This is a genomic window from Streptomyces sp. NBC_00885 (genome assembly GCF_045207475.1).
Lineage (GTDB): Bacteria > Actinomycetota > Actinomycetes > Streptomycetales > Streptomycetaceae > Streptomyces.
On record NZ_CP108796.1, the window covers coordinates 7,452,780 to 7,475,201 of the forward strand.

20 protein-coding genes and 1 pseudogene are annotated in these 22,422 nt (G+C 69.1%); 11 read left to right on the forward strand and 10 right to left on the reverse strand.

From position 1 onward, the window contains the following. The first annotated feature begins 11 nt into the window (after window positions 1-11). Window positions 12-494: a rhodanese-like domain-containing protein gene (locus OHA61_RS33920; RefSeq protein ID WP_406306221.1), complete on the forward strand. Its 483-nt coding sequence runs from the start codon at window positions 12-14 to the stop codon at window positions 492-494. 93 nt (window positions 495-587) lie between these two features. Here OHA61_RS33920 and OHA61_RS33925 read toward each other — a convergent pair whose 3' ends face one another. After that, complete coding sequence (locus OHA61_RS33925) at window positions 588-2,270, reverse strand: DUF885 domain-containing protein (protein ID WP_406306222.1); 1,683 nt, start codon at window positions 2,268-2,270, stop codon at window positions 588-590. 59 nt (window positions 2,271-2,329) lie between these two features. Continuing rightward, window positions 2,330-2,812, reverse strand: coding sequence for an Lrp/AsnC family transcriptional regulator (locus OHA61_RS33930; RefSeq protein ID WP_406306224.1), 483 nt, complete (start codon window positions 2,810-2,812; stop codon window positions 2,330-2,332). Window positions 2,813-2,871: 59 nt separating this feature from the next. On the opposite strand from OHA61_RS33930, the gene OHA61_RS33935 reads away from it, so the two are divergent. Continuing rightward, complete coding sequence (locus OHA61_RS33935) at window positions 2,872-4,071, forward strand: trans-sulfuration enzyme family protein (protein ID WP_406306225.1); 1,200 nt, start codon at window positions 2,872-2,874, stop codon at window positions 4,069-4,071. Here the strand turns inward: OHA61_RS33935 and OHA61_RS33940 are convergent. The 4 genes from OHA61_RS33940 to OHA61_RS33955 form a co-directional block, all read right to left on the reverse strand. Further along, window positions 4,007-5,404, reverse strand: a complete 1,398-nt coding sequence (locus OHA61_RS33940) for a GNAT family N-acetyltransferase (protein WP_406306226.1) — start codon at window positions 5,402-5,404, stop codon at window positions 4,007-4,009. The genes OHA61_RS33935 and OHA61_RS33940 overlap by 65 nt on opposite strands. 76 nt (window positions 5,405-5,480) lie before the next feature. Next, window positions 5,481-7,016 carry a hypothetical protein gene (locus tag OHA61_RS33945; RefSeq protein ID WP_406306227.1) on the reverse strand — a complete coding sequence of 512 codons (1,536 nt, stop codon included), beginning with the start codon at window positions 7,014-7,016 and terminating at the stop codon, window positions 5,481-5,483. A 91-nt stretch (window positions 7,017-7,107) separates the two neighbouring features. Continuing rightward, window positions 7,108-8,685: an alkaline phosphatase D family protein gene (locus tag OHA61_RS33950; RefSeq protein WP_406306228.1), complete on the reverse strand. Its 1,578-nt coding sequence runs from the start codon at window positions 8,683-8,685 to the stop codon at window positions 7,108-7,110. A gap of 94 nt (window positions 8,686-8,779) precedes the next feature. Further along, entirely contained in the window at window positions 8,780-10,228 is a 1,449-nt protein-coding gene (locus OHA61_RS33955) for a PLP-dependent aminotransferase family protein (RefSeq protein WP_406306229.1), read from the reverse strand. A gap of 46 nt (window positions 10,229-10,274) precedes the next feature. On the opposite strand from OHA61_RS33955, the pseudogene OHA61_RS33960 reads away from it, so the two are divergent. After that, window positions 10,275-11,114, forward strand: a pseudogene (locus tag OHA61_RS33960) (DMT family transporter); the annotation flags it as partial. 36 nt (window positions 11,115-11,150) lie between these two features. On the opposite strand, the gene OHA61_RS33965 reads toward OHA61_RS33960, so the two are convergent. Continuing rightward, window positions 11,151-11,981: an alpha/beta fold hydrolase gene (locus OHA61_RS33965; protein WP_406306230.1), complete on the reverse strand. Its 831-nt coding sequence runs from the start codon at window positions 11,979-11,981 to the stop codon at window positions 11,151-11,153. Window positions 11,982-12,154: 173 nt separating this feature from the next. Between OHA61_RS33965 and OHA61_RS33970 the strand changes: the two genes are divergently transcribed. Further along, on the forward strand, window positions 12,155-13,039 hold the full coding sequence (locus tag OHA61_RS33970; RefSeq protein ID WP_389368914.1) for an RNA polymerase sigma-70 factor: 885 nt from the start codon (window positions 12,155-12,157) through the stop codon (window positions 13,037-13,039). A 248-nt stretch (window positions 13,040-13,287) separates the two neighbouring features. After that, window positions 13,288-14,052 carry a GntR family transcriptional regulator gene (locus OHA61_RS33975; protein WP_406306231.1) on the forward strand — a complete coding sequence of 255 codons (765 nt, stop codon included), beginning with the start codon at window positions 13,288-13,290 and terminating at the stop codon, window positions 14,050-14,052. Between the two features lie 46 nt (window positions 14,053-14,098). Here the strand turns inward: OHA61_RS33975 and OHA61_RS33980 are convergent, their stop codons facing one another. Continuing rightward, complete coding sequence (locus tag OHA61_RS33980; RefSeq protein WP_406306232.1) at window positions 14,099-15,256, reverse strand: ROK family transcriptional regulator; 1,158 nt, start codon at window positions 15,254-15,256, stop codon at window positions 14,099-14,101. Between the two features lie 152 nt (window positions 15,257-15,408). Here OHA61_RS33980 and OHA61_RS33985 point away from each other — a divergent pair, with 152 nt between their 5' ends. Further along, the gene (locus OHA61_RS33985; protein ID WP_406306233.1) at window positions 15,409-15,825 is read left to right on the forward strand and encodes a hypothetical protein; all 417 of its coding nucleotides are present in this window, start codon (window positions 15,409-15,411) and stop codon (window positions 15,823-15,825) included. Between the two features lie 120 nt (window positions 15,826-15,945). On the opposite strand, the gene mug is transcribed toward OHA61_RS33985, so the two are convergent. Continuing rightward, on the reverse strand, window positions 15,946-16,497 hold the full coding sequence (gene mug / locus OHA61_RS33990) for a G/U mismatch-specific DNA glycosylase (RefSeq protein ID WP_406307575.1): 552 nt from the start codon (window positions 16,495-16,497) through the stop codon (window positions 15,946-15,948). Next, the gene (gene purB, locus OHA61_RS33995) at window positions 16,494-17,927 is read right to left on the reverse strand and encodes an adenylosuccinate lyase (RefSeq protein ID WP_406306234.1); all 1,434 of its coding nucleotides are present in this window, start codon (window positions 17,925-17,927) and stop codon (window positions 16,494-16,496) included. The genes mug and purB overlap by 4 nt, the downstream gene beginning before the upstream one ends. Window positions 17,928-18,080: 153 nt before the next feature. Here purB and OHA61_RS34000 point away from each other — a divergent pair, with 153 nt between their 5' ends. The 5 genes from OHA61_RS34000 (at window position 18,081) to OHA61_RS34020 (ending at window position 22,284) form a co-directional block, all read left to right on the forward strand. Then, window positions 18,081-19,532 (forward strand): recombinase family protein, encoded by a 1,452-nt coding sequence (locus OHA61_RS34000; protein WP_406306235.1) that lies wholly within the window; start codon window positions 18,081-18,083, stop codon window positions 19,530-19,532. 246 nt (window positions 19,533-19,778) lie between these two features. After that, the gene (locus tag OHA61_RS34005) at window positions 19,779-19,991 is read left to right on the forward strand and encodes a hypothetical protein (protein ID WP_406306236.1); all 213 of its coding nucleotides are present in this window, start codon (window positions 19,779-19,781) and stop codon (window positions 19,989-19,991) included. 220 nt (window positions 19,992-20,211) lie between these two features. Further along, complete coding sequence (locus tag OHA61_RS34010; RefSeq protein ID WP_406306237.1) at window positions 20,212-21,657, forward strand: AAA family ATPase; 1,446 nt, start codon at window positions 20,212-20,214, stop codon at window positions 21,655-21,657. 253 nt (window positions 21,658-21,910) lie between these two features. Beyond that, a complete protein-coding gene (locus OHA61_RS34015) occupies window positions 21,911-22,084 on the forward strand; it encodes a hypothetical protein (RefSeq protein ID WP_406306238.1) in 174 nt (57 codons plus the stop codon). After that, window positions 22,084-22,284, forward strand: a complete 201-nt coding sequence (locus OHA61_RS34020; RefSeq protein WP_406306239.1) for a hypothetical protein — start codon at window positions 22,084-22,086, stop codon at window positions 22,282-22,284. Before OHA61_RS34015 ends, OHA61_RS34020 begins: the two co-directional genes overlap by 1 nt. Window positions 22,285-22,422: the final 138 nt, after the last annotated feature.

Below are 22,422 nucleotides of genomic sequence, written 5' to 3' on the forward strand. Positions count from 1 at the left end.
GATTCTTGGTCATGACCACGACGCAGCTCACCGCGAACCCCGTCCTCCGCGTGCCGCCGGCCTCGCCCGCCGCTGCCGCCGCGTACTTCGGCGCGAGCCTCGCCTTCCATGCCGATGTCTCCGATGTCGCCTCGGCACTGGCGGCAGGCGGCGACCTCGGATTCGTCGTCCTCGACTCACGTTCGACCGAGTCGTGGGACCAGGGGCATGTCCCCGGTGCGATACATCTGCCGACCGCGCTGATCCCGGAGCAGGCCGGGCAACTGCTCGACAAGTCGGTGCCGGTCGTCACGTACTGCTGGGGCCCGGGCTGCAATGGTGCGACCCGCGCCGCGCTCGCACTCGCCGAACTGGGCTACCAGGTCAAGGAGATGATCGGGGGCTTCGAGTACTGGGCCCGTGAGGGCTTTGAGTTCGAGACCTCGGAGGGCAGCGGGAAGCGCGAGGCCGACCCGCTGACTGCGCCCGTCGACGCCGACGACTGCGGCTGCTGACGACTCGCGACGAGGGTCGGTGCTCAGGGGGTGTCACGCCCCCCGAGCCCCGCCGCCTCACTCGGCCGCGTCAGCCGCCGGTCCGACCGATCGTCAGAGCTTGGACAGTTCGTCGACCAGATCGTCCAGCCCCAGCGAACCCTGCGACAGCGCCGCCATGTGCCACGCCTTCGCGTCGAACGCGTCGCCGTGCGCCTTGCGGGCGTTCTCGCGGCCCAGCAGCCAGGCCCGCTCGCCCAGCTTGTAGCCGATCGCCTGCGCGGGCATCGACAGATAGCGCGTCAGCTCGCTCTCCACGAAGTCGGCCGGCCGGCCGCTGTGACTGCCGAAGAACTCCTGCGCCAGTTCCGGAGTCCACCTCTCGCCCGGGTGGAAGGGCGAGTCCGCCGGAATCTCCAGCTCCAGGTGCATGCCGATGTCCACGATCACCCGGCACGCCCGCATCATCTGCGCGTCCAGATAGCCGAGCCTGCGCTCCGGGTCGGGCAGGAACCCGAGCTCGTCCATCAGCCGCTCCGCGTACAGCGCCCAGCCCTCGGCGTTGGCGCTGACGCCGCCGATCGTCGCCTGATAGCGGGAGAGCTGGTCCGCGACATGCACCCACTGCGCGATCTGCAGGTGGTGGCCGGGCACGCCCTCGTGGTACCAGGTCGACACCAGGTCGTACACCGGAAAGCGGGTCTCGCCCATGGTCGGCAGCCAGGTGCGTCCGGGCCGGGTGAAGTCCTCCGAGGGACCGGTGTAGTAGGGCGCCGCCGCACCGCCCGGGGGAGCGATACGGGACTCCACCTTCCGTACCCGCTCGGCGAGTTCGAAGTGTGTGCCGTCCAGTGCCTCGATCGCCTCGTCCATCAGCTTCTGCAGCCAGACCCGTACCTCCTCCACGCCTTCGATGTGCTCGCCGTGCACATCGAGGTGCGCCAGCGCCTCCCAGGGCCCGGCGCCCGGAAGGATCTTGTCGGCCTCGGTCTTCATCTCGGCCAGCAGCCGGTGGTATTCGGACCAGCCGTAGGCGTACGCCTCGTCGAGATCGAGGTCGGTGCCGTTGAAGTAGCGCGACCAGCGGGCGTAGCGCTCGCGCCCGACCGTGTCGGGGGCGTCCGCCACGGCAGGTCCGTACACATCGCGCATCCAGTCGCGCAGAACGGTGAGGGCTTCGGTTGCCGAGCGGGCAGCGGCGTCGAGTTCGGCCCTGAGTGTCGCGGGGCCGTCCGCGACGAAGTCGTCGAACCAGCTCCGGTCCGTGCCGATCCACTCCGTCATTTGGCCGATATTCGTCTGCGTGGCACGTGGGCCGCCCAGGAGCTTGCGCTCCAGACCCAGTTCCAGCGAGGCCCGGTAACCCTCCAGCGCGTGCGGCACGGCACGAAGCCGCTGGGCGATGGCTGCCCAGTCCTCATCGGTTTCCGTGGGCGTCACGGTGAACACCTCGCGCACCGTATGCACTGGTGAGTGCAGATTGCTGACCGTACGAAGACCCTCATCAGCCTCGTGAACAGCGAGTTCGGCTGTCAGACGCTCCCGCAGCAGCCGCCCGCAGCGCCGCTCGGCGTCGTTCTCGGCACCGGGCAGCTTCTCCGCATGGTCGAGCCTGGCCAGCGTCTCGCGTGCGAGCCCGGCGAGTGCCTCCTGACCTGCGGGGGAGTAGTCGGGAAGGAGACCCGAGCTCTCCTTGACCCCGAGATATGTGCCAATCGTCGGATCGAGTTCGATGAGTGCGTCGACGTAGGCGTCGGCGACCTGGCGGGGCAGCTGGCTGCTGAGGGTGACTGACATGGGCACATCCTCATACGAGTGGGGCCTCCGCGTCACCATCATCGAGTCCCAGCGGCCTGTCAGCCACCTGTCTCAGGAGGCAGCAGCGGGCCGCAGTCCCACTGCTGGAAGATCAACCGGGTCTCGACCCGGGCGACCTCGCGCCGGGAGGTGAACTCGTCCACCACGAGTCGCTGCAGATCCGCGGTGTCCGCCACGGCCACATGCACCAAGTAGTCGTCCGGGCCCGTGAGATGGAAGAGCGCACGGGACTCGGGCAGAGCCCGGATGCGCTCGACGAACGGACCGATCAGTTCACGCCGGTGCGGACGAACCTGTACGGAGAGCAGCGCCTCAAGGCCCCGTCCCAGCCGGGCCGGGTCCAGGGCCAGCCGGTGCCCGAGGATCACACCGGAGCGGCGCAGCCTCGCCACCCGGTCAAGGCACGTGGAAGGAGCGACTCCGACCTCCGCCGCCAGATCGCGGTAGGTGGTCCGGGCGTCGTTCTGCAGCAGCCGGAGTATGTGAAGATCCACCGGGTCGAGAGCGACAGTTTCAGCCATTCGCCGAACGTAACACGGGCTATGGCCAAGACCTGCCGGTGGGTGTTCACAGTGCGGGCATGGAGAACGCAGCCTTCGCCGCCCACCCACCCCGGGCGCTGGCCACCGAAGCAGTCCACGCCGGACGCGAGGATCTCGCGCAGCTGGGTCTGCATGCCCCGCCGCTGGATCTGTCGACCACCTATCCCTCCTACGACGCCGCAGGCGAAGCGGAACGGATCGACGAGTTCGCCGCCACCGGAGCGCGCCTGGAGGGGCCGCCCGTCTACGCCAGGCTGGACAACCCGACCACGGCCCGCTTCGAGACCGCCCTGGCCAGGCTCGAGGGGGCCGAGAGCGCGGTCGCCTTCGCCAGTGGCATGGCGGCTCTCACCGCCGTACTGCTGGTGCGGGCGAGCATGGGCCTGCGCCATGTGGTCGCGGTGCGTCCGCTGTACGGCTGCAGCGACCATCTGCTCGGAGCCGGCCTGCTGGGCACCGAGGTGACCTGGACCGACCCGGCGGGCATCGCCGCGGCGATCCGGCCGGACACCGGTCTGGTGATGGTGGAGACGCCCGCGAACCCGACGCTTGCGGAGGTCGATCTGCGGGCCGTGCGCCACGCCTGCGGCTCCGTGCCGCTGCTCGTCGACAACACCTTCGCCACCCCAGTGCTCCAGCGGCCGGTCGAGCACGGCGCCCGGCTCGTGCTGCACAGTGCCACGAAGTATCTGGGCGGGCACGGCGACGTGATGGGCGGAGTGGTGGCCTGCGACGAGGAATTCGCGGGCAAGCTGCGCCAGGTGCGCTTCGCGACCGGCGGCGTTCTGCACCCGATGGCCGGATATCTGCTGCTTCGGGGACTGTCGACCCTGCCGGTACGGGTGCGGGCCGCCTCCACCACCGCAGCCGACCTGGCCTGCCGCCTGGCGGCCGACCCGCGCGTCGCCCGCGTCCACTATCCGCGGATCGGCGGTGCGATGGTCTCCTTCGAGGTGTACGGCGACCCGCACGCCGTGATCGCCGGCGTACGGCTGATCACCCCGGCGGTCAGTCTCGGCAGCGTCGACACGCTGATCCAGCACCCGGCCTCCATCAGCCACCGCATCGTGGCTGAGGGAGACCGGCGCTCGGCGGGCGTCAGCGACCGGCTGCTGCGGCTGTCGGTCGGGCTCGAGGACGTCGAGGATCTGTGGCGCGATCTGACCGAGGCCCTCAGCGCTCAGCCTGTTCGAAGCGAGCGCGGGGGCGTAGGGCAGTCGCGTCCAGTCGGGCGGTGATCACCAGCGTGCCCTCCTCGATCTGAAAGTCGAGCGGAAGTCCGAGACCGCGCATGGCGGCGACCATGCCGGTGTTGGACGACTGGGTCACGGCGTAGACGCTCTCGCAGCCTGCCTCGACCGCCAGGTCGACCAGTCGGCCGAGCAGCTCCGCGCCGATGCCGCGGCGCTGCCAGGCGTCCTCGACGAGCAGGGCGACCTCGGTCTCGTCGCCGTCCCACAGCAGATGACCGAGGGCGACGAGCTTGCCGGAAGTCGTCTGCACGGCGAGTGTGCGGCCGAAGCGCGGGCTGAGCAGATGGTTGAGATAGCGGTCGGCGTCGCCGATCGGGCCGTGGTAGCGAAGGCTCAGGGTGCGGTCGGAGCAGCGGTCGTGCATGGCTCTCGCTGCCGGGACATCGCCCTGGTCGGCGCGGCGCACGGTGATCTCATTGCCCTCGGGGAGGGTGAGGACGTCCTCGCTGCGCGGGACGCGGGGGCCGAGGCGGGCATCCAGCTCGACCAGGGCGCGCGCCCGGGCGAACTCCGTGGGGGTGAAGGGGAGGTAGGGCCGCTCTACGGTGATCGCGCCGCCGTTCGGGTCGCGCAGCCGCATCACCGTCTCCTCCAGAACGCCCTCGACGGGAGGCGTCTCGCCCGTGGGCCGGCCCGTGAGGCCGACGGCGGGCAGCGAGTGGATCGTGCAGCGGCCGAGCAACTGGCGCAGCGCGAGCGGCAGTTCTGCCGCGTCCAGGGCGGTACGGGTGGCGAGGCCGAGCACCCGGGTCGGGGTGTCGACGAGGTCGTGGGCGTCGGCGCGCTCGATCCAGGTGTGGCTGCCGCCCGCCGCCGCGATCTCCCGGGTCAGCTGCTGGGCCTGGAGGGAGGTGGGGGCGCGCAGCAGGAACTCGTCCACTGTGCCCTCGGCGAGGGGGTGCGTCTGCAGGGTCAGGATGTCCACCCGGTGCCGGGCGAGGGCGGTGCACAACGCGGCGAGGCTGCCGGGGGTGTCCCGCACCGTGGTACGCATCCGCCACAGCGAGGTCTCGAACAGCTCGTCGCCCCGAGCCGCGAACTCGGTCGGGCTGGCCACCTGCGCCCCGCCGGCGGTATCGGACGTGAGCGCCGGAGGGGCGTGGCTGTGGCGTCGTGCCCACCATGTGTGGAAGGCGGCCGTGGCGATGAGCACCACGGCCGAGGCGATGAGCAGGAACGGGCCGTCGGGCCCGTGCCCGACCATGTTGGCGATGGCATCGGCGACGGCCACGGCGGTGAACATGGCCGCCAACTCGACGAGATCCCGCCGCCAGTGGTGTGGGCGGCGGGCGGTCTTCGCGGAAGTCACATCAGTCATGGCATCACTGTGACCGAATGGTGTTGCGTGATCACGAACGCTTTGTGACTGATGGGTTAAGCCCGGATCTGGGTCGCTATCGGCTGGTTTTTACCGTTTCTGGCCTGGACTGTTCGACTCCCTGATTCAGCGCCTTCAGCAGCCGGGACGCCTGGGCGACCAGCTGGGAAGAGCCCCGGCGGGCAGCCAGCTCCGCCAGCCCGGGTATCCCCTCCGGACCCACCGAAAACGCCGCGGCCGTCCCGCAGTGCTCGACGCAGTCCGCGCCGACGGCCAGTATCTCGCCCAGGCCACGCGGCGATGTCCCCGCCGTCAACAGCCTGGGCAGCGCCCCCGCGAGGACGGACCAGGTCGTCGCATAGGCACCGGTCGCCGAGGCTGTACGGGCCGAGTCGGCCAGCCGGTTGGGTTTCATCAGACCGAGCCCCACCAGCTCGGCCAGATCGCGACCGAGCAGCTCACCGTCCAGCTGTCCACGGGCCGCCAGCACAAGCAGGGCGTCCACCGCCGCCAGCCGATCCTCCGGGCGACGGGCTCCCAGACCGGCAGCCAGCGCCAGATGCATCGCGGGTCCCGCGACCTCCTGCGGATCTCCCGCCTCGGCGAGCGTCGGCAGACTCTCGGTGGTGCCCGGCAGATCCTCCAGTGCGGACGCCTTCAGCGCGGGTACCAGCCAGCCGGCCAGCGCTTCCCGATCGTGCGGCAGCATCACCGGCGCATGCGCCGGCCCGCCGCGCCAGTGATAGCAGGTGCGGTACGAGTCGGTCTGCGGGCGGCCCAGCCAGTGAAAGGGGCCTGGGAACTCCCGCTGAAGCGCGAGCCGTTCCTTTGTTTCGTGCAGCCTGCGCCGGGTGGCCGAGGCGGGACGGTGCAGCGCGGCGAGCCGCTCGGGCCCGGGCAGGCACACGGCCCCGGCAACAGGCCTGGTGGTCGGCCGCAGCGTCCTGCCCGCAGGTACGACCCACGTCGCGCCCCGGGACGCGATACCCGAACCACGCGGCAGCGAGCGCAGAAAACGCACCGCTTCGCCGGCGGGCAGCTCGGCCCGCAGATCGAAGCCGGCGCTGGCCACCTGGGCCTCGGCGAAGCCCCGCAGCCAGCGGTCCGGCAGCGGAACCTTCTTCTCCACCACCGCGCCTTCGAGCGTGGTGACCGCGAGTTCCTGCGGGCCGACCCGCAGATGGAGCGGATCCGAGCCGGTCATCCGCGAAAGGGCTTCCCGGAGTGGGTTGTTGACATCGACATTGGTCGTGCCGTGCCCGGTCTCCGCGCCGTCGAGTCCCTCACGCAGCACATCGAGCCGTGCGTACACGCCGCAGCAGCCGGAGAACGACTCGAAGCGCAGCCGGTCGCCGTTTCCCGTCACCACCGGGTCGAGGAGCGGGCGCCGATTGGGGTCCCAGTAGCGGGCGGCCGCGACATCCGCGACCGCCAGCAGTCCGCGCGCCGTCAGCTGCGGCGACGTCAGGAAGCCGGAGAAGAAGGTGGGATGGGCCTGGGCGCCCGTCGGCGTGAGCCCGCCCGAGGTCTCCAGGCCGAGGAGCCGTCCGCCCCCTGCTGATGCGAGGGCGGACGGCCGGGCATAGGTGAGCGCCTGCGTTGATCGCGTCATGCAAACGACGTTAGGACCCACCACTGACAATCGGTCCCGGCATGGGGACCGGCCCCGGGCCGCGGGCCGGCCCGGGGGTGTGGAGCGCGTACTATTGCCCCACGCGCCCGGGCTGGAGCACCTTGCTGAACAGAACCGTCCCGCCCTCGGCCCGCAGTCGCACCGTCAGCTCGCCGCTGCCGCCGTCGATGTCGACCTCCCCGAAGTACTGCGGGGACTCCATCGGCGAGACGTTCGCGCGCTCCGGCGCCCGTACGAAGACACGCTCCGGCCCGAAGGTGCCGTCGAGCGCGTTGGCCGGGAAGCCGCCCGCCGCCAGCGGACCCGAGACGAACTCCCAGAACGGCGCGAAGTCCTTGAAGGCCGCCCGCTCGGGCGCATAGTGCTGCGCCGACGTGTAGTGGACATCCGCAGTGAGCCAGAGCGTGCCCGTGATCCGGCAGTGCTTGATGAATCGAAGCAGCTCGGCGATCTGCAGCTCGCGGCCGAGAGGCACGCCGGGATCGCCCTGCGCCACGGCCTCGAAGTTCGTCGCGCCGTCCTGCACGACCAGACCGAGCGGCATGTCGGACGCGATGACCTTCCACACCGCACGCGAGCGCGACAACTCACGCTTCAGCCAGGCGAGCTGCTCGGCGCCGAGGATGCCCTGGGTGTCGTCGGCCTGCCGGCCGGGGGAGTTGGCGTTGCGGTACGAACGCATGTCGAGGACGAAGACGTCGAGGAGCGGGCCGTAGCGCACCACCCGGTGCACACGGCCGTCACTGCCCTGCGAGGGGAGCGTGGAGATGGGGAAGTACTCGCTGAAGGCTTGCATCGAGCGCTCGGCGAGCACATCCACGTTCTTCTCGGTGTAGCGCACATCGTCCAGGATCTGGCCCGGGTACCAGTTGTTGCGCACCTCGTGGTCGTCCCACTGCACGACGGTGGGGACCTGTGCGTTGAAGCGCCGGACGTTCTCGTCGAGCAGGTTGTAGCGGAAGTTGCCGCGGAAGTCGGCCAGCGTCTGCGCCACCTTGGACTTCTCCTCGGTGGTGATGTTGCGCCAGATCCGCCCGTCCGGCAGGGTCACGTTCGGCTGGATGACCCCGTCCGCGTAGACGGTGTCACCGCTGCACAGGAAGAAGTCCGGGTCCAGGCGCCGCATTTCCTCGTACGCGCGGAAGCCGCCGATGTCCGGGTTGATGCCCCAACCCTGGCCCGCTATGTCGCCCGACCACAGAAAACGCACACCCTCCCGGCGCTTCGAGGGCGCCGTACGGAACGTCCCGTACACCGGCTCGCCCGTGCGGCGCGGGTCGTCGGGGTCGGCCAGGGTCACCCGGTAGTGCACCTGCTCGCCCGCGGGCAGGCCGCGCAGCGACGTCGTACCCGTGAAGTCGGTGCCGGGCCCGAGCAGGGGTCCGTGCCGGCGGTGCGTGTGTCGGAAGGAGTCCGTGGCCGAGGTCTCGACGATCATCCGGGCGGGCCGGTCCGAGCTGACCCACACCAGGCCGGACGAGGAGGTGACATCGCCGGTCTGAACACCCCAGGCGGCGCCGGGGCGGCCGGAGAGCGCGAGTGCGGGCGCGGCTGCCAGCGTAGGCAGGGCAAGAGCCGCCGACGCGGCGACCGTTCCGCGCAGTACGGAACGGCGGTCGGGGGACGAACTGCGCGGGCTGTGCGACATCGCTGGGCCTCCTGGGGCAGGTCGGGCGGGTGTTCCGAGCCATGCCTAGCGCCCGGCCACGGCCGGGGCGCGAACTGCAAGTGAACAACGCGCCCTAGTGCATTGCCGCTTCGGCCATCAGGCGCACCCCGCGCACGATGTCGGACGGCGCCAGTTGCGCGTAACCGATCACCAGACGGACGCCCCTGTCCTCGGCGCTCGCCACCCGGTAGTCGGCCAGCGGGCGCACCGCGACACCGGCCGCGGCCACGCGCCGGACAAACCGGGGCGCGGGGCCGTAGCGCTCCGGGAGCGTCGCGATGATGTGCAGCCCGGCCGCGATGCCGCTGACCTCAGAGCCCGCAAAGTGCTGCGCGAGCGCCGCGACAAGGGTGTCCCGCCGCTCCCGGTAGGCGCGCTGACAGCGGCGCAACTGCCGGTCGTAGCCTCCGCGGTCGACGAAGTCCGCAAGGAGCGCCTGGTCGAGGGCGGGGTTGCCGAGATCCATGGTGCGCTTGCGCTCGACCACCTCGTCCACCAGGCGGCCGGGCACCACCAGCCAGCCGAGCCGCAGCCCCGGCGCCAGTGACTTGCTGACCGAGCCCGCATAGGCGACGCGGTCGGGGTCGAGCCCCTGAAGAGCACCGACGGGTGCGCGGTCATAGCGGAAGTCGCCGTCGTAGTCGTCCTCGACGATCAGGCCGTCCACCGACCGTGCCCAGTCGAGGAGTTCGGTGCGACGCCTCGCGGAGTAGGCGATTCCGGTCGGGAACTGGTGGGCAGGAGTGGTCACCACGGCACGGACACCGGACCGCTCAAGCCGCCCGGTGGCGAGCCCCTCGCCGTCCAGCGGCAGCGCCGTCGTACTCAGTCCGGCCGCCGCGAACAGCGACCCGTGGTCGGGACTGCCCGGGTCCTCGACACCCACCGTCCGCAGGCCGTGCCCGTGCAGGACAAATCCGAGCAGCGTCATCGCCTGCGCGACGCCCGAACACACCACCAGAGACTCCGGATCGGCCACCACGCCCCGCCGCCGGGTGAGCAACGAGGCAAGCGCGGTGCGCAGTTCAGGAAGCCCGCGCGGATCGGGATAGCCCAGAGCCCGGTGCGGCAGCCGCGCGAGCACGGACTTGTGCGCGGCGGCCCACGCGGCGCGCGGGAAGAGCGAGAGATCCGGCGTCCCGGGACGGAAGTCCACCAGAGCGCCGACAGCACGCGGCGCCAGGTCCCGCGCCCCGCGCACAGCCGGGCGCGTCGCGTCGCCGACCCAGGTGCCCGCGCCCCGGTCGCTGCGCAGATAGCCCTCGGCGGTCAGCTGCTCGTACGCCTCGGTGACCAGGCCACGGGAGACCCCCAGATCCGCGGCGAGCTCGCGGCTCGACGGCAGCCGGGTGCCCGCCGCGAGCTGTCCGGACCGCACGGCGTCGCGCAGCGCCGACTGCAGGGCCCGCCCGCGCTGCCGAGCGGGGGCGGCGGCCGCGGGCAGCAGCAGTTCCCAGGCGGTGGTCCAGGCCTCACCGCGTGAAGATCCGCCCGCGGCCGAAGTGGTCCCCGATGACGTCATGGAAGTGGACCTTAACCGGGACCGCCCCGATCCATAGCGTCGCCACATGAACGCGAATTCCCTGCGCGGGGCGCTGCTCGTCTGCTTCGCCTACCTTCTCGTCGGCGCCTCCTTCACCGCCAACAGCGTCCTCGGGGACTATCCGTACGCGGGTGGTCAGGCGCTGCGCTACGCTCTGGCCTGTCTGCTCCTGCTCCCGCTGCTCGGCGGCCGGGCGGCGCTCGCGCCGCTGCGGGCCCTCGGCCGGTCGCAGTGGGTACGGCTCGCCGTGCTCGCCGCGGTCGGCATGGTCGGATTCAATCTCGCGATCCTGGCCGCGGAACGCACCTCGGAGCCTGCTGTTCCTGGCGTGTTCGTCGGCTGCGCGCCCGTCATCGTCGCCGTGCTCGTACCGCTCCTGGACGGCCGACGGCCCGCCCGGCCCGTTCTGTACGGAGCGCTGCTGGTGGCGGCGGGGGCATTCACCGTCCAGGGGTGGGGCCGAACCGACCTGATCGGCATCGTGTGGTCGGCGGGGGCGCTGGCGGGGGAGGTCGGCTTCGCCGTACTGGCCACTCCGGTGCTGCGCCCGCTCGGCCCCAAACTGCTCACCGCCACCGTCTGCGGCATCGCCGCCGTCGAATCCACGATCATCGGCCTCGTCCTCGACGGAGCGGGCTTTGTGCGCGCACCGGGGCAGGCGGAGACGCTCGCACTGCTGTGGCAGGCGGCCGTTGTCACGGTCGTCGGATTCGTCACCTGGTACATGGGCGTTCAGCGCATCGGCGCCGAGCGCGCCACGCTGTTCTCCGGACTGATCCCCGTCGCCGCCGCCCTGACCGCGCCGCTCGTCGGTACGGGCTCGTTCGGCGCGCCACAGGCGGCGGGCGGTGTACTGGTCGGGGTGGGCGCGGCACTCGGCTCGGGCGTGTTCAACAAGCGGTCAGCGGCTGCCGTCCAGGATCACGCGGGCGACCAGCGCGGGATCGTCGTTCATGGGGACATGGCCGCAGCCGGGCAGTCGCACCAGCCGGGCAGCGGGGATGACGTGCTTGGCGCGGATGCCCTGGCGGCGCAGCAGCAGCCGGTCCCGTGTGCCCCAGCCGATGGTGACCGGCACATCGGGCACATCGTCGGTGAACAGGACGTCGCGGCCGGCGGCGAGCGTCTGGTGGAAACCGGTGGCCTCGCGCAGGGCGAGGGTCTCCGCGACCGCCGCCTCAGGTGATCGCCGCCCGGGCCGGGCGTAGATGCTGCTGGTCAGCGCCGCCCGACCGGCGCTCGACCGGGACAGCCCCTCGATCAGCGGCAGCGGCATCACCTGTGCCGCGCGTCGCATGGTGAGCAGCATCCCGAAGGCGTACTGGCGCTCGCCCGGCGACCAGAAGCCGGCGGGCGACAGGGCCGTCACCGACCGGACGAGCTTCTCCCGGCCGAGCTCCAGGGCGAGCAGTCCTCCCAGCGAGTTCCCCGCGACATGGGGGCGTTCGATCGCCAGCGACTCGCACAGGGCGCCGAGGACCGAGCCGACGGTGGTCAGGTCGTACGAAACACCGTCGGGCAGCGCCGCGGACGTGCCGAACCCGGGCAGGTCGATGGCGATGACATCACGCTCCGCCGCCAGGATCCCCATGACCGGCTCCCAGGCCTGCCAGTGGTGGCCGATTCCATGAAGCAGCAGCAGCGGCTCGCCCTTGCCCGCGCGCTCGTAGGTGACGGACAGCGCCTGGCTGCCGCGGGCGGTCTCGATGGAGAACGCGATCTTCTCGGCCATGCTTGCTGCTCCCTGGTGTCGCCCGCGTGAAGACGTTTTAGACGGCTTGTCAGTAACAATTACCGCTCGGTAGCTTCCAGTTCAAGGGGGCGAGCCTACGCGGCCGCAAGCTGTGTCGCGCACCGCACCCCGACCGGCTGGACAGGCACAGCGCGGTCGGCTGGGATAGAGGTGTGGCAACCGACACCGTGACAGACGTCTTCGAAGAGCACCGGCCCGTCCTGACCGGCGTGGCCTACCGCATGCTCGGCCGGGTGGCGGACGCCGAGGATGTGGTGCAGGAGGCCTGGCTGCGCTGGTCGGCCGCGGACCGTAGCGAGGTCCGCGAACCGCGCGGCTACCTCGTGCGGATCACCACCCGCCTCGCCATCGACCGGCTGCGCCAGGCCCAGTCGCGGCGCGAGGCGTATGTCGGCCCCTGGCTGCCCGAACCGCTCGCCACCGACTTCGGGTACACCGTCCCCGACACCGCCGAGCAGGCCGTTCTCGCTGAATCCGTCAGCCTCGCCGTCCTGGTCGTGCTGGAGGCGCTGTCGCCGCTGGAGCGCGCGGTGTTCGTGCTGCGCGAGGCCTTCGGATTCCCGTACGCGGAGATCGCAACCACCCTCGACCGGTCCGAGGCGGCCGTTCGGCAGCTCGCGGGCCGGGCCCGCCGCCACGTCGAGGAGCGCAAGCCCCGCTACGACGTCGACCCCACCGAACGCCGCGACCTCACCGAGCGCTTCCTTGCCGCCGCCTCCGGAGGTGACCTGGAGTCGCTTCTGAGCCTGCTGGCGCCGGACGTGCGCCTGGTGGGCGACAGTGGCGGCAAGGCCAAGGCGCCGCTGCGGGTCATGGAGAGCGCGGACAAGGTCGGACGCTTCCTGTTCGCCGTGACGCAGCAGCCGATCCCGGAGATGGACTTCCGCTTCATCGAACTCAATGGTGCGCCCGCACTCCTCGTGCTCTCCAAGGGACAGCCGGACACCGTCTTCCAGGTGGAGGTCCTGGACGGTCGGATTCAGTGCATGTACATCATCCGCAACCCCGACAAGCTCACCTCGCTGACCCCGCAGTAGAGCTTCCTTTCGCACGTCAGACCCCGTGTCCAGATCCGGCCACGGGGTCTGTTGCTGCGGGTGTGTCACGCGGTACGAACGTCCTGTGAACGCCCTGCGAATCCGGCTGGTTCCGCTGCGTAACGGCCGCAGGATTGGTCTTGACCAAGTAGTTGTACCGTCCTATGGTCGCAGAGTTAGTGCAGGAACCTTTAATAAACAAGGGCGCGGAATAGCCGCCGCTGGAACGGCGATTGCGGAGGATCAGGGTGGGGACCACGCAGCTCGAATCGGTGCCGGAACCTAAGTACTGGCACCTCAAGACCGTGATCGGCGAAGCACTCGACTCCGATTTCTCGGTGGGGGAGATCCTGCCCAACGAGCGAGATCTCGCCGCTCGCTTCGGAGTCGCCCGCGCCACACTCCGTCAGGCGCTCGAACAGCTGGAGCTGGAAGGCCGGTTGCAGCGCCGTCGGGGCGTCGGCACCACCGTCGCGCCGCCTCGCATGGGCGTCGACGTCTCCACCACCGAGCAGGCCTGGCCCGGCACCGGGCAGGACTCCTGGCAGTCCGTCGACTGCCAGAGCCTCGTCCCGCCGGCCGCGGTCGCGCGACTGCTGGAGACCGAGACCGACGAACAGACGCACTCCGTCCGCAGGCTGCGCGTCTCCCACGGTCAGCCGGTCGCCGCCGAGCTCCTGTACATCCCGGCCTCCGCCGTGCCCGAACTGTCCGCGATCGACGCTCCGTCCGGACCCGCGCGCGCCCGCGCCGTCCTGCGTGAGCTCCAGCGCCTCGAGTTCGAGGGGCAGGACCGCGCGGTGGAGCTGGGCTCGGCCCGCGCCGACGATGCCAAGGAACTCGACCGGCTGCCGGGCGCGCCCGTCCTGGTCGTCACCACGCGCTACTTCTCCGAGGGCCGGACCGCAGCCGTCTCGGTGGCCACCTACCGCGCCGACACCTGCCGGCTGACTTTCGGGGACTCCGGCGATCTGGAGATCAGCCACCACGACCAGGAGCGCCGGGCTTCCTGAGCCTCGCCCTTCACGGCACCTACGGCCCGTCGCACCGAGCTCGCGCTCAGCGGCGGGCCGTCACTGTTCCCTCGACGGCGAACAGCTGCTCCTCGACATGGTCGAGCGCCAGACGCAGCGCACCGGTCGCGACGGCCGCCTCGCCGAGCAGCGACAGAGCCACCCGCGGCGGGCGCAGACAGTACCGTGACAGCTCGTCACGCAGCGGATCGAGTACGCCGTCGAGTCCCGCGGCCCAGCCGCCGATGACCACCAGCTCCGGGTCGAGTGCCAGCACCAGCGCCGCCACATCGTGAACCAACCGCTGGATGAACCGCTCGACGGCCTCCTGCGCTCTCGGATCACCCTGCTTGGCGTGGGCGAAGACATCGGCGACCGCCTGCTCGTCCAGCGGATGCAGCGGCTCGTCGGTCGTCGACAGCAGCTTCTCGGGAGTCACCTCGCGGCCGAGCAGATGCAGCGCCCCGATCTCGCCCGCCGCGCCCCCGAAACCACGGTGCAGCCGTCCGCCGATCAGCGAGCCCGCACCCGGGCTGAGCCCGGCCAGTACGAAGACGATGTCGTCGGACTCGGTTGCCGCGCCCTTCCAATGCTCGGCCACCGCGGCGGCGTTGGCATCGTTCTCGACCAGCACAGGGCAGCGGAACGACCTGCGCAGCCGCTCGCCGAGCGCCAGACCGGTCCAGCCGGGCAGCGCGGTCCCGAGAGTTACGGTTCCGTCGGCCTCCACGATGCCCGGGGAGCCGACCCCGACGGCCCGCAGGCTGCTGCGGGCGACGCCGGTCCTGCGCAGGACGTCGGCGACGACCTGGCGCACCCGCTCAAGGCGCTCGTCCGCCGAGGCCGTCTCCGAGACCTCCCTGGATCCGCCGCCGATGATCCGCCCGTCCAGGCCGGACAGCAGGGCGGCGATGCGATGGGCCCCGATCTCGACACCCAGCAGATGACCGGCCTCGGCACGGAACCTGAACCGCCGGGCGGGGCGCCCCTGACGGCGGGTACCGCCCTCCTCGGGGATGCTCTCCACGACGAGGCCGCCCTCGATGAGCCCCTCGATCACGCCCTCGACGGTCGGCCGGGACAGGCCGGTGATCCGGGTCAGATCCGTGAGCGTGGGGGAGTCAGCGCCCCGCAGTGCATGGAGTACCACCGCGGAGTTGATCCGCCGCAGCAGCGACGGGTCTCCGCCGGTCAGCCGCCCCACCGTGTGTCCTTCCAGCTCGAGCGCGTGTGTGCCGGATCGTACTCGCTGGCCGCGGCGGCGGCGAGCGCTCTTGGGGCGCGTGGCGGTGGCGCCGCGGCACCGGGATGCCTGACGGAGAGCCAAATGTCAGTGCGGGCCGGTTTACTGGGGACATGACCACGGCACAGCACCTCGACACGATCGACTTGCTGCGCTCCCGGGAGTTCCCCGCGGAGCCCGGCCCGTCGGACGTCGGCTCGGAAGGCCCCGGATTTCACATCGCGGAGCTGAACGGGCAGTTCGGCTACGCAGCGGACGACGAGGGCGGGGACGTGGCGGCCGACCAGCGCGCGGAGGAGCACGGCGCCCTGCTGAACGTACTCGAGCGCCGCTGGGGCGAGCCGGACCTGTTCAGCCTCGCCAGTACGCAACTGCGCGTCGAGAGGGACGAAGAGGTGCCCGACCCGTGGCGAAGGCTCAGCGACCAGATGGAATGGCTGCGTCTGTGGCGGATCGATAACCGGTGGATAGCGGTCGGACTGTCCAGGTTCCAGCTGCTGGCCGTGGTCACCGAGATAGACCCGCTCTAGAAAGAAGCCGTCCCCCAGCGAACCGTCCCCCAGCGAACCGTCCCCCAGCGAACCGTCCCCCAGCGAACCGTCCCCCAGCGAACCGTCCCCCAGCGAACCGGCGTCCGGCGAACCGTCCTGCTAAGAACCGTCCGCTTCCGCTTCCGCGGCCTTGCGCAGCCGCCCGAATTCCTCGGCCATGGTCTGCGCGGTCCAGTGGGCGTTGAGCCCGCTCGGATTGGGCAGCGCCCAGATCCTCGTCCCGCCGATCATGCGCTCCTGAGGCCCGATCTTGGCTCTCTTCTCACCGAAGGCCGTGCGGTACGCGGTGACACCGACGACCGCCAGCCATCGTGGACGCAGCCGCTCGACCTTGGCCGTCAGGAGCCGCCCGCCCTCGCGGAACTCCTCGTCGCTCAGTTCGTCGGCGCGAGCCGTCGCCCTGGCCACCACATTGGTGATGCCCAGTCGATGCCCGAGCAGTTCCTCCTGCTCGGCGGGCCTGAACTGCCGTGGTGTGAAGCCCGACAGATGCAGCACCGGCCAGAAGCGGTTGCCGGGCCGGGCGAAGTGATGGCCCGTCGCCGCGGTCATCAGACCCGGGTTGATGCCGCAGAACAGTACGGAAAGCCCGCCCGCGACCACATCCGGAACGATGCGATCGCGGGTGGCCTCCAGCTCCTCGGGGGTCAGAGGATCGACCCCGGGGTGTAAGCGGCGGCCTCCGGGTGCTGCTTGACGATCTCCTCGATCCGGGAGGCCACGGCAGCCACCTGGTCGGCAGCCGCGCCCGTGAACGACAGCTTGTCGGCCATCAGCGCGTCCAACTGCGCCCGGTCCAGCGGAATCCGCTCGTCCGCGGCCAGCTTGTCGAGCAGCTCATTGCGCTCGGCGCCCTGCTCGCGCATCGCCAACGCCGACGCGACCGCGTTCTCCTTGATGGCCTCGTGCGCAAGCTCACGGCCGACCCCGGCACGTACGGCACCCATCAGCACCTTGGTGGTGGCGAGGAAGGGGAGGTAGCGGTCCAGCTCGCGGGCGACGACGGCGGGGAAGGCGCCGAACTCGTCGAGCACGGTCAGGAAGGTCTCCAGGAGACCGTCGAAGGCGAAGAACGCGTCCGGAAGCGCGACCCGGCGCACCACGGAGCAGGAGACATCGCCCTCGTTCCACTGGTCGCCCGCCAGCTCGCCGGTCATCGAGGCATAGCCGCGCAGGATGACCATCAGGCCGTTGACGCGTTCGCAGGAGCGGGTGTTCATCTTGTGCGGCATCGCGGAGGAGCCGACCTGGCCCGGCTTGAAGCCCTCGGTGACCAGCTCGTGACCGGCCATCAGCCGGATCGTCTTGGCGACGGAGGACGGCGCGGCGGCCAGCTGCACCAGCGCGGAGACCACGTCGTAGTCGAGCGAACGGGGGTAGACCTGACCGACCGAGGTGAAGGCGTGTGCGAAGCCCAGATGCCCGGCGATGCGCTGCTCGAGCTCGGCGAGCTTCGCGGCATCGCCGCCGAGGAGGTCGAGCATGTCCTGCGCGGTGCCGACCGGGCCCTTGATACCGCGCAGCGGGTAGCGGCCCAGCAGATCTTCGAGGCGTCCGTACGCCACGAGCAGCTCGTCGGCCGCGGTCGCGAAGCGCTTGCCCAGGGTCGTGGCCTGCGCGGCGACATTGTGCGAGCGTCCGGCCATCACCAGCTCGGCGTACTCACCGGAGAGCTTGCCGAGCCGGGCGAGAACGGCGACCGTGCGGTCGCGCATCAGCTCCAGCGAGAGCCGGATCTGCAGCTGCTCGACGTTCTCCGTCAGATCGCGGGACGTCATGCCCTTGTGGACCTGCTCGTGGCCCGCCAGCGCGTTGAACTCCTCGATGCGCGCCTTCACATCGTGGCGGGTGACCTTCTCGCGCTCGGCGATCGATGCCAGGTCGACCTGGTCGAGCACCCGCTCGTAGTCGGCGATGGCGGCCTCGGGCACCTCGATGCCGAGGTCCTTCTGGGCGCGCAGCACCGCGAGCCAGAGCTGACGCTCCAGCTTCACCTTCTGCTCGGGGGACCACAGGACGGCCAGCTCCGCAGAGGCGTAGCGGCCGGCCAGGACATTGGGGATGCGGGGCTTGGCTGTCACGTGTACGGATTCTACTGGCGGTTTGCGCAGGCCAGCGCCCCGGTCCGGTTTGTGGCTTACTACGAACGCGGATCCTCGTACGGCATCAGCTCGGGCCGCTTCGCCGGACGGCCGTCGCCCGAAGTCGTACCCTGGGGGTGAGGAGGCACCCCAATGACCAGCATCCGAGCACGCGAGTACCGCCGACTGAGCAAGGACCGGGGCGGCAGCAGCATCGCCGAGCAGGCCCAGGACAACGCCCAGGCCGCCGCCGAGCAGGGCTGGGAGCTGGGTGAGGCATACGAGGACGCCGACCGCTCCGCGAGCCGGTACAAGACGAGGGAGCGCGACGGCTTCGACCGCCTGCTTGCCGATCTCCGGGCCGGACGGTTCGGCGCCAGCGTTCTGGTCATCTGGGAGTCCTCCCGAGGCAGCCGCGACGTCGGCGAGTGGGACGCACTGGTCAAGCTCTGTGAGAAGCACCGCGTCCTCATCCACGTCACCAGTCATCGCAGGACGTACGACCCCCGGAACCACCGAGACCGACGCACCCTGCTGGAGGATGCCGTCGACTCTGCGTACGAGTCCGACAAGAACGCCGTCCGCATCCGGCGTCAGACCGCATCCCACGCCGCGAAGGGCCGCCCGCACGGCCTGGCCCCGTACGGCTTCCGGCCGGTGTACGACGAGAAGACCGGCGATCTGGACACCTGGCTGGAGAACCATGACGAGTCATACGTCCCGGTAGAGCTGTTCCGGCTGCTGGAAGCCGGTCACAGTCTGGCCGCCATCGCGCGGACATTTGCCGAGCGCGGCTGGGTCAACGCGAAGACCGGCCGCCCGTTCACCCGTCACCATCTGCGGAACATGGCAACTCGGGCCGCCTATGCGGGAATCCGAGTGCACACCGATCCTGAGACCGGCAAGGTCACCGAGACCGAAGGCACCTGGGACGGACTCGTGCCGAAGGAGCAGTTCTACGCGGTGCGCCGCCTGCTGGCCGATCCGGCACGCAGGACCACCCGCAACGGTGCGGCGAAATACGAACTCACCCTGACCATCAAGTGCGACGTCTGCGGTGAGGGGCTGACGGTTACCCGCGCCAACTTGAAGTCCAAGCGGGAGAGTTACAAGTGCCGCCACAGCCATGTGTTCATCTCCAAGGCCGACGTGGACGCCATCGTGATTCCCGCACTGCTCAGCTATCTGGCACGCCGCGACATCTACCAGCAACTGGCCGCGCCGGACAGTGACGACGAGCAGATACGGAAAGTTCGCGGGCAGCTTGCCCAGGCACGCGCCAGCATGGCGGAGATGGAAGCCGAGACACCCGAATCCGCCGACCATGCAAGGGTGCTGGGGCGTTCCATCACGGCACTCGCCGGGAAGATCAGCGACCTGGAGCAGGAGGAGCAGACGCTGGCCATGCCCGCCGTGATCACATCCTTGCTTGGTGCCGCCGACGACGTCGCGGGCTGGTGGACCGCGGCGCCGGTTTCGGCACGGCGTCAGATCGCCCGGATCGTTCTGAGCCCGAAGCTGCTGGGCGAGATACGGGTGACCCGGACACCGTCGAAGGGCCGGACACCGGATGTGGCCGACCGGCTGAAAATCCGGTCTATCTGAAGACGACGCATGACGTGGCCGGGTGGCATGACGGTGGCAACGAAACCCGCAGCCATATACGATCGTGAATTGACAGCGAGACGCCGGGGCCTTTAACAGAGATCACGCGAACCCGAAGAACATCGGGGCAGCGGTGGAGAAAGACCGGGGAAGAAACCGGCACCACCGGGAGCGGCAAGGCCACCACCTCTCGAAATCGCAGGACGGGTTCACGCCGCCCTGCCGTTTCGTGGAGTGTGAAAACCCATGGCCACGGCCTCATCTGAGCGGCTAAGCATCGCTGGCCGCATCGCTATCACCAAGCGGAATGACCCGGACGCCGATCTCACCGAATTGCAGCGCGAGCTGAAGACTGTACGGCTGGCCGACCACATCAGGGCCGCCGTCGAAACCGCGCCCCTCCCCACGCCCGAGCAGCTTGAGCGGCTGCGCGCCCTGCTGGGCGGTGGTGGCTCATGAACGACGAAAAGGGCCCCGGGACAGGGCCCAATCCGCTTGAGGGATACGACGTCACCGTAACCTTTATGCCCGGCATCGGCAAAGTGGCGATTATCCAGGCCATGCCGACCACCGCCCATCGGTCAGGCACCGGCAGCCCTCTTCGTGCCGCATCACGGCGTGGGCTGGCCGGCCCTTCCGGGTCGCTTTCCGGCGCTGGGCGCGGTTGGGAATAACGACTGTGGCACCGCAGTCCGGGCACTGGCCGGTGGCGTTGGCGGCGCGGCGTATGGCGAGTGCGTTCTTCTCCCCGGCCGGGGCGTCGTCCGGAATGGCGAACGACACCCTCGAATGGGCTCTTGCCAACCCCGAGGCGTTTATGAGGCATAACTGCGATGGTGACCCCATCGAAATTGTCCGGATGCTGCTGCGCTGGCATATCGATGACGTGAAGGAACTGACCGACTGGAAGTTCAAGCACGACGAGGCCGGAATTAAGGAGTGGGAGCGTCAGGTCAATCAGAAGAACGCCAGGGAGAAGATCGCGGAGGACGAGGCCGCTCGGCTCGACTCTGACCAGATCACACCAGAAGAAGAGGCCGCCCTCGCCGAGATGGACGCGAACCTGTACGACAGCAAACGTCTGGAGGAGCTGCCGAAGCCGGAGTGGCTGATTGACGGTGTCGCCCAGGCACGCGTACTGACGCGCATCGTCGGCGAACCGAAGTCACTCAAGAGCTTCATGGCCCTGGATATGGCCGGATGCATCGGCAGGGGCGGCACCTGGCAGGGCATAGCGGTTCACAGGTCAAAGGTGCTGTATATCGTCGCCGAAGGTGCCACCGGCACCATGCAGCGTGTCCGGGCGTGGGAAGAGAAGCACAACAGTGGCCTGCCTATGCGGGGCGTTCATTGGTACCCGCGCCCAGTGCAGGCCGGTAACGCTCACGACCTCCGGCTGCTGAAGTTGTTTATCAAGCGCCATGGGTTCGAACTGGTCATCTTTGACACACAGGCGCGCTGCACAGTCGGTATGGACGAGAACAGTGCGACCGAATTCGGCAAAGTGATGCACATGCTGGGCAGGCTCATAGAGGCAACGCAGTGCACCGCATGGCTTGTGCACCACACCCCGATAGGCGACGACAGCCGTGGACGCGGTTCAAACTCCGTGGCCGGTGCAATTGACAGCGAGATGGTGCTTAAGCGCCACCGTGCCGAAGGCACTGTCACGCTGAAGAACACATTGCAGAAGGATGCCGAGGAATTCGCCGACATCGAATTTAAAGTGCACACCATCAAGAACCCTGACGAGGAAGTGCCTGATTCAGTGGCACTGACGCGGATTCAGGACTATGCCCAGCCTGCATTCCAGATACCCAAGGACATACCGGATCTGGACGGCCGTTATGACATAGCGGTGATGAAGACTCTCGTCGGACACGTCACGCTGGGCGCCTCGCAGGCCGAGGTTATCAAGTGGACGATTGACAGTGGCATCAAGACAGAGAACGACAAGGTGCCGGACCCGAAGACTATCCGGCGGACCATGGACAGGCTCGTCAAGGTCGAAATTCTGGAGATGACGGGCACGAAGTTCCGGCTCTCCGAGATGGGTCATACGGCCCTTATCGATCTTGGTGAAATCACCCTGGTGGAGGCGGCAGAACAGTGCCCAGGAGCATGATCAAACTGACGCCCTTTGATCTTGAAAAAAGGCGTCAATAGGGCGTCACCTGACGGGGGGTCATAGGGCGTCATAGGGCGTCGCGCAAAGTAAATAGCAACACTCTGACCAGCAAATAGGGCGTCATAGGGCGTCTGTAGGGCGTCACGGAAAGTGACGGCGCCCTAAATGGGGCGTGCAGGGCGTCAGTCTATAGAGGACTGACGCACGCCCTAAGGGTAAATATGAAGATCCAGAGAGGAAAGATCAACTCATGGAATACGAACTCAAGAAGCTGGGCGAACAAGTGCATGTGCTGGCCGTCGAGGTCGAGCATCTGGCCGTGCAGATAGCACTGCTTACCGACGCGGTGCATCAGCAGGGCGTGGCTGTAGGCAGCGCTGGGCAGCCGCATGGCGTGGAGGAGCGACAGGAAGAGGAGAAGTAATGAACTTTGAAGCGCTGGAAGCAGCCGTCTGGGATGCCGGATACAAGTTGTACGAACTGACCGACGCAGAGAGCTTGAAGATGGGTGCTGTCGCAATCGCCTATCCCTTGCTTGACATGGAGGACGACGCTGTTACCTGGAAGTTTGAGTCATTGGACGACGTGGAGGACTGGTTGGAGGAGCGGGAAGAGAAAGGATGAAGTAAATGAGCAGACGTAGATGGCTTACTCGGTTCGAGCCGGAGCAATGGTGGGAGGGCGAGATAGAAAGCACGGAAGATATTGAGAAAGCGTGGGATCGCTGGTGTATCGCCAAGCGTGACTTCCTTGTCACCTGGG

Bases quoted from the DNA above. Each gene is read 5' to 3' on its own strand.
- OHA61_RS33920 (WP_406306221.1), top strand. From the start codon at position 12: ATGACCACGACGCAGCTCACCGCGAACCCCGTCCTCCGCGTGCCGCCG.
- OHA61_RS33925 (WP_406306222.1), bottom strand. From the start codon at position 2,270: ATGTCAGTCACCCTCAGCAGCCAGCTGCCCCGCCAGGTCGCCGACGCC.
- OHA61_RS33930 (WP_406306224.1), bottom strand. From the start codon at position 2,812: ATGGCTGAAACTGTCGCTCTCGACCCGGTGGATCTTCACATACTCCGG.
- OHA61_RS33935 (WP_406306225.1), top strand. From the start codon at position 2,872: ATGGAGAACGCAGCCTTCGCCGCCCACCCACCCCGGGCGCTGGCCACC.
- OHA61_RS33940 (WP_406306226.1), bottom strand. From the start codon at position 5,404: ATGACTGATGTGACTTCCGCGAAGACCGCCCGCCGCCCACACCACTGG.
- OHA61_RS33945 (WP_406306227.1), bottom strand. From the start codon at position 7,016: ATGACGCGATCAACGCAGGCGCTCACCTATGCCCGGCCGTCCGCCCTC.
- OHA61_RS33950 (WP_406306228.1), bottom strand. From the start codon at position 8,685: ATGTCGCACAGCCCGCGCAGTTCGTCCCCCGACCGCCGTTCCGTACTG.
- OHA61_RS33955 (WP_406306229.1), bottom strand. From the start codon at position 10,228: ATGACGTCATCGGGGACCACTTCGGCCGCGGGCGGATCTTCACGCGGT.
- OHA61_RS33965 (WP_406306230.1), bottom strand. From the start codon at position 11,981: ATGGCCGAGAAGATCGCGTTCTCCATCGAGACCGCCCGCGGCAGCCAG.
- OHA61_RS33985 (WP_406306233.1), top strand. From the start codon at position 15,409: ATGACCACGGCACAGCACCTCGACACGATCGACTTGCTGCGCTCCCGG.
- OHA61_RS34000 (WP_406306235.1), top strand. From the start codon at position 18,081: ATGACCAGCATCCGAGCACGCGAGTACCGCCGACTGAGCAAGGACCGG.
- OHA61_RS34005 (WP_406306236.1), top strand. From the start codon at position 19,779: ATGGCCACGGCCTCATCTGAGCGGCTAAGCATCGCTGGCCGCATCGCT.
- OHA61_RS34015 (WP_406306238.1), top strand. From the start codon at position 21,911: ATGGAATACGAACTCAAGAAGCTGGGCGAACAAGTGCATGTGCTGGCC.
- OHA61_RS34020 (WP_406306239.1), top strand. From the start codon at position 22,084: ATGAACTTTGAAGCGCTGGAAGCAGCCGTCTGGGATGCCGGATACAAG.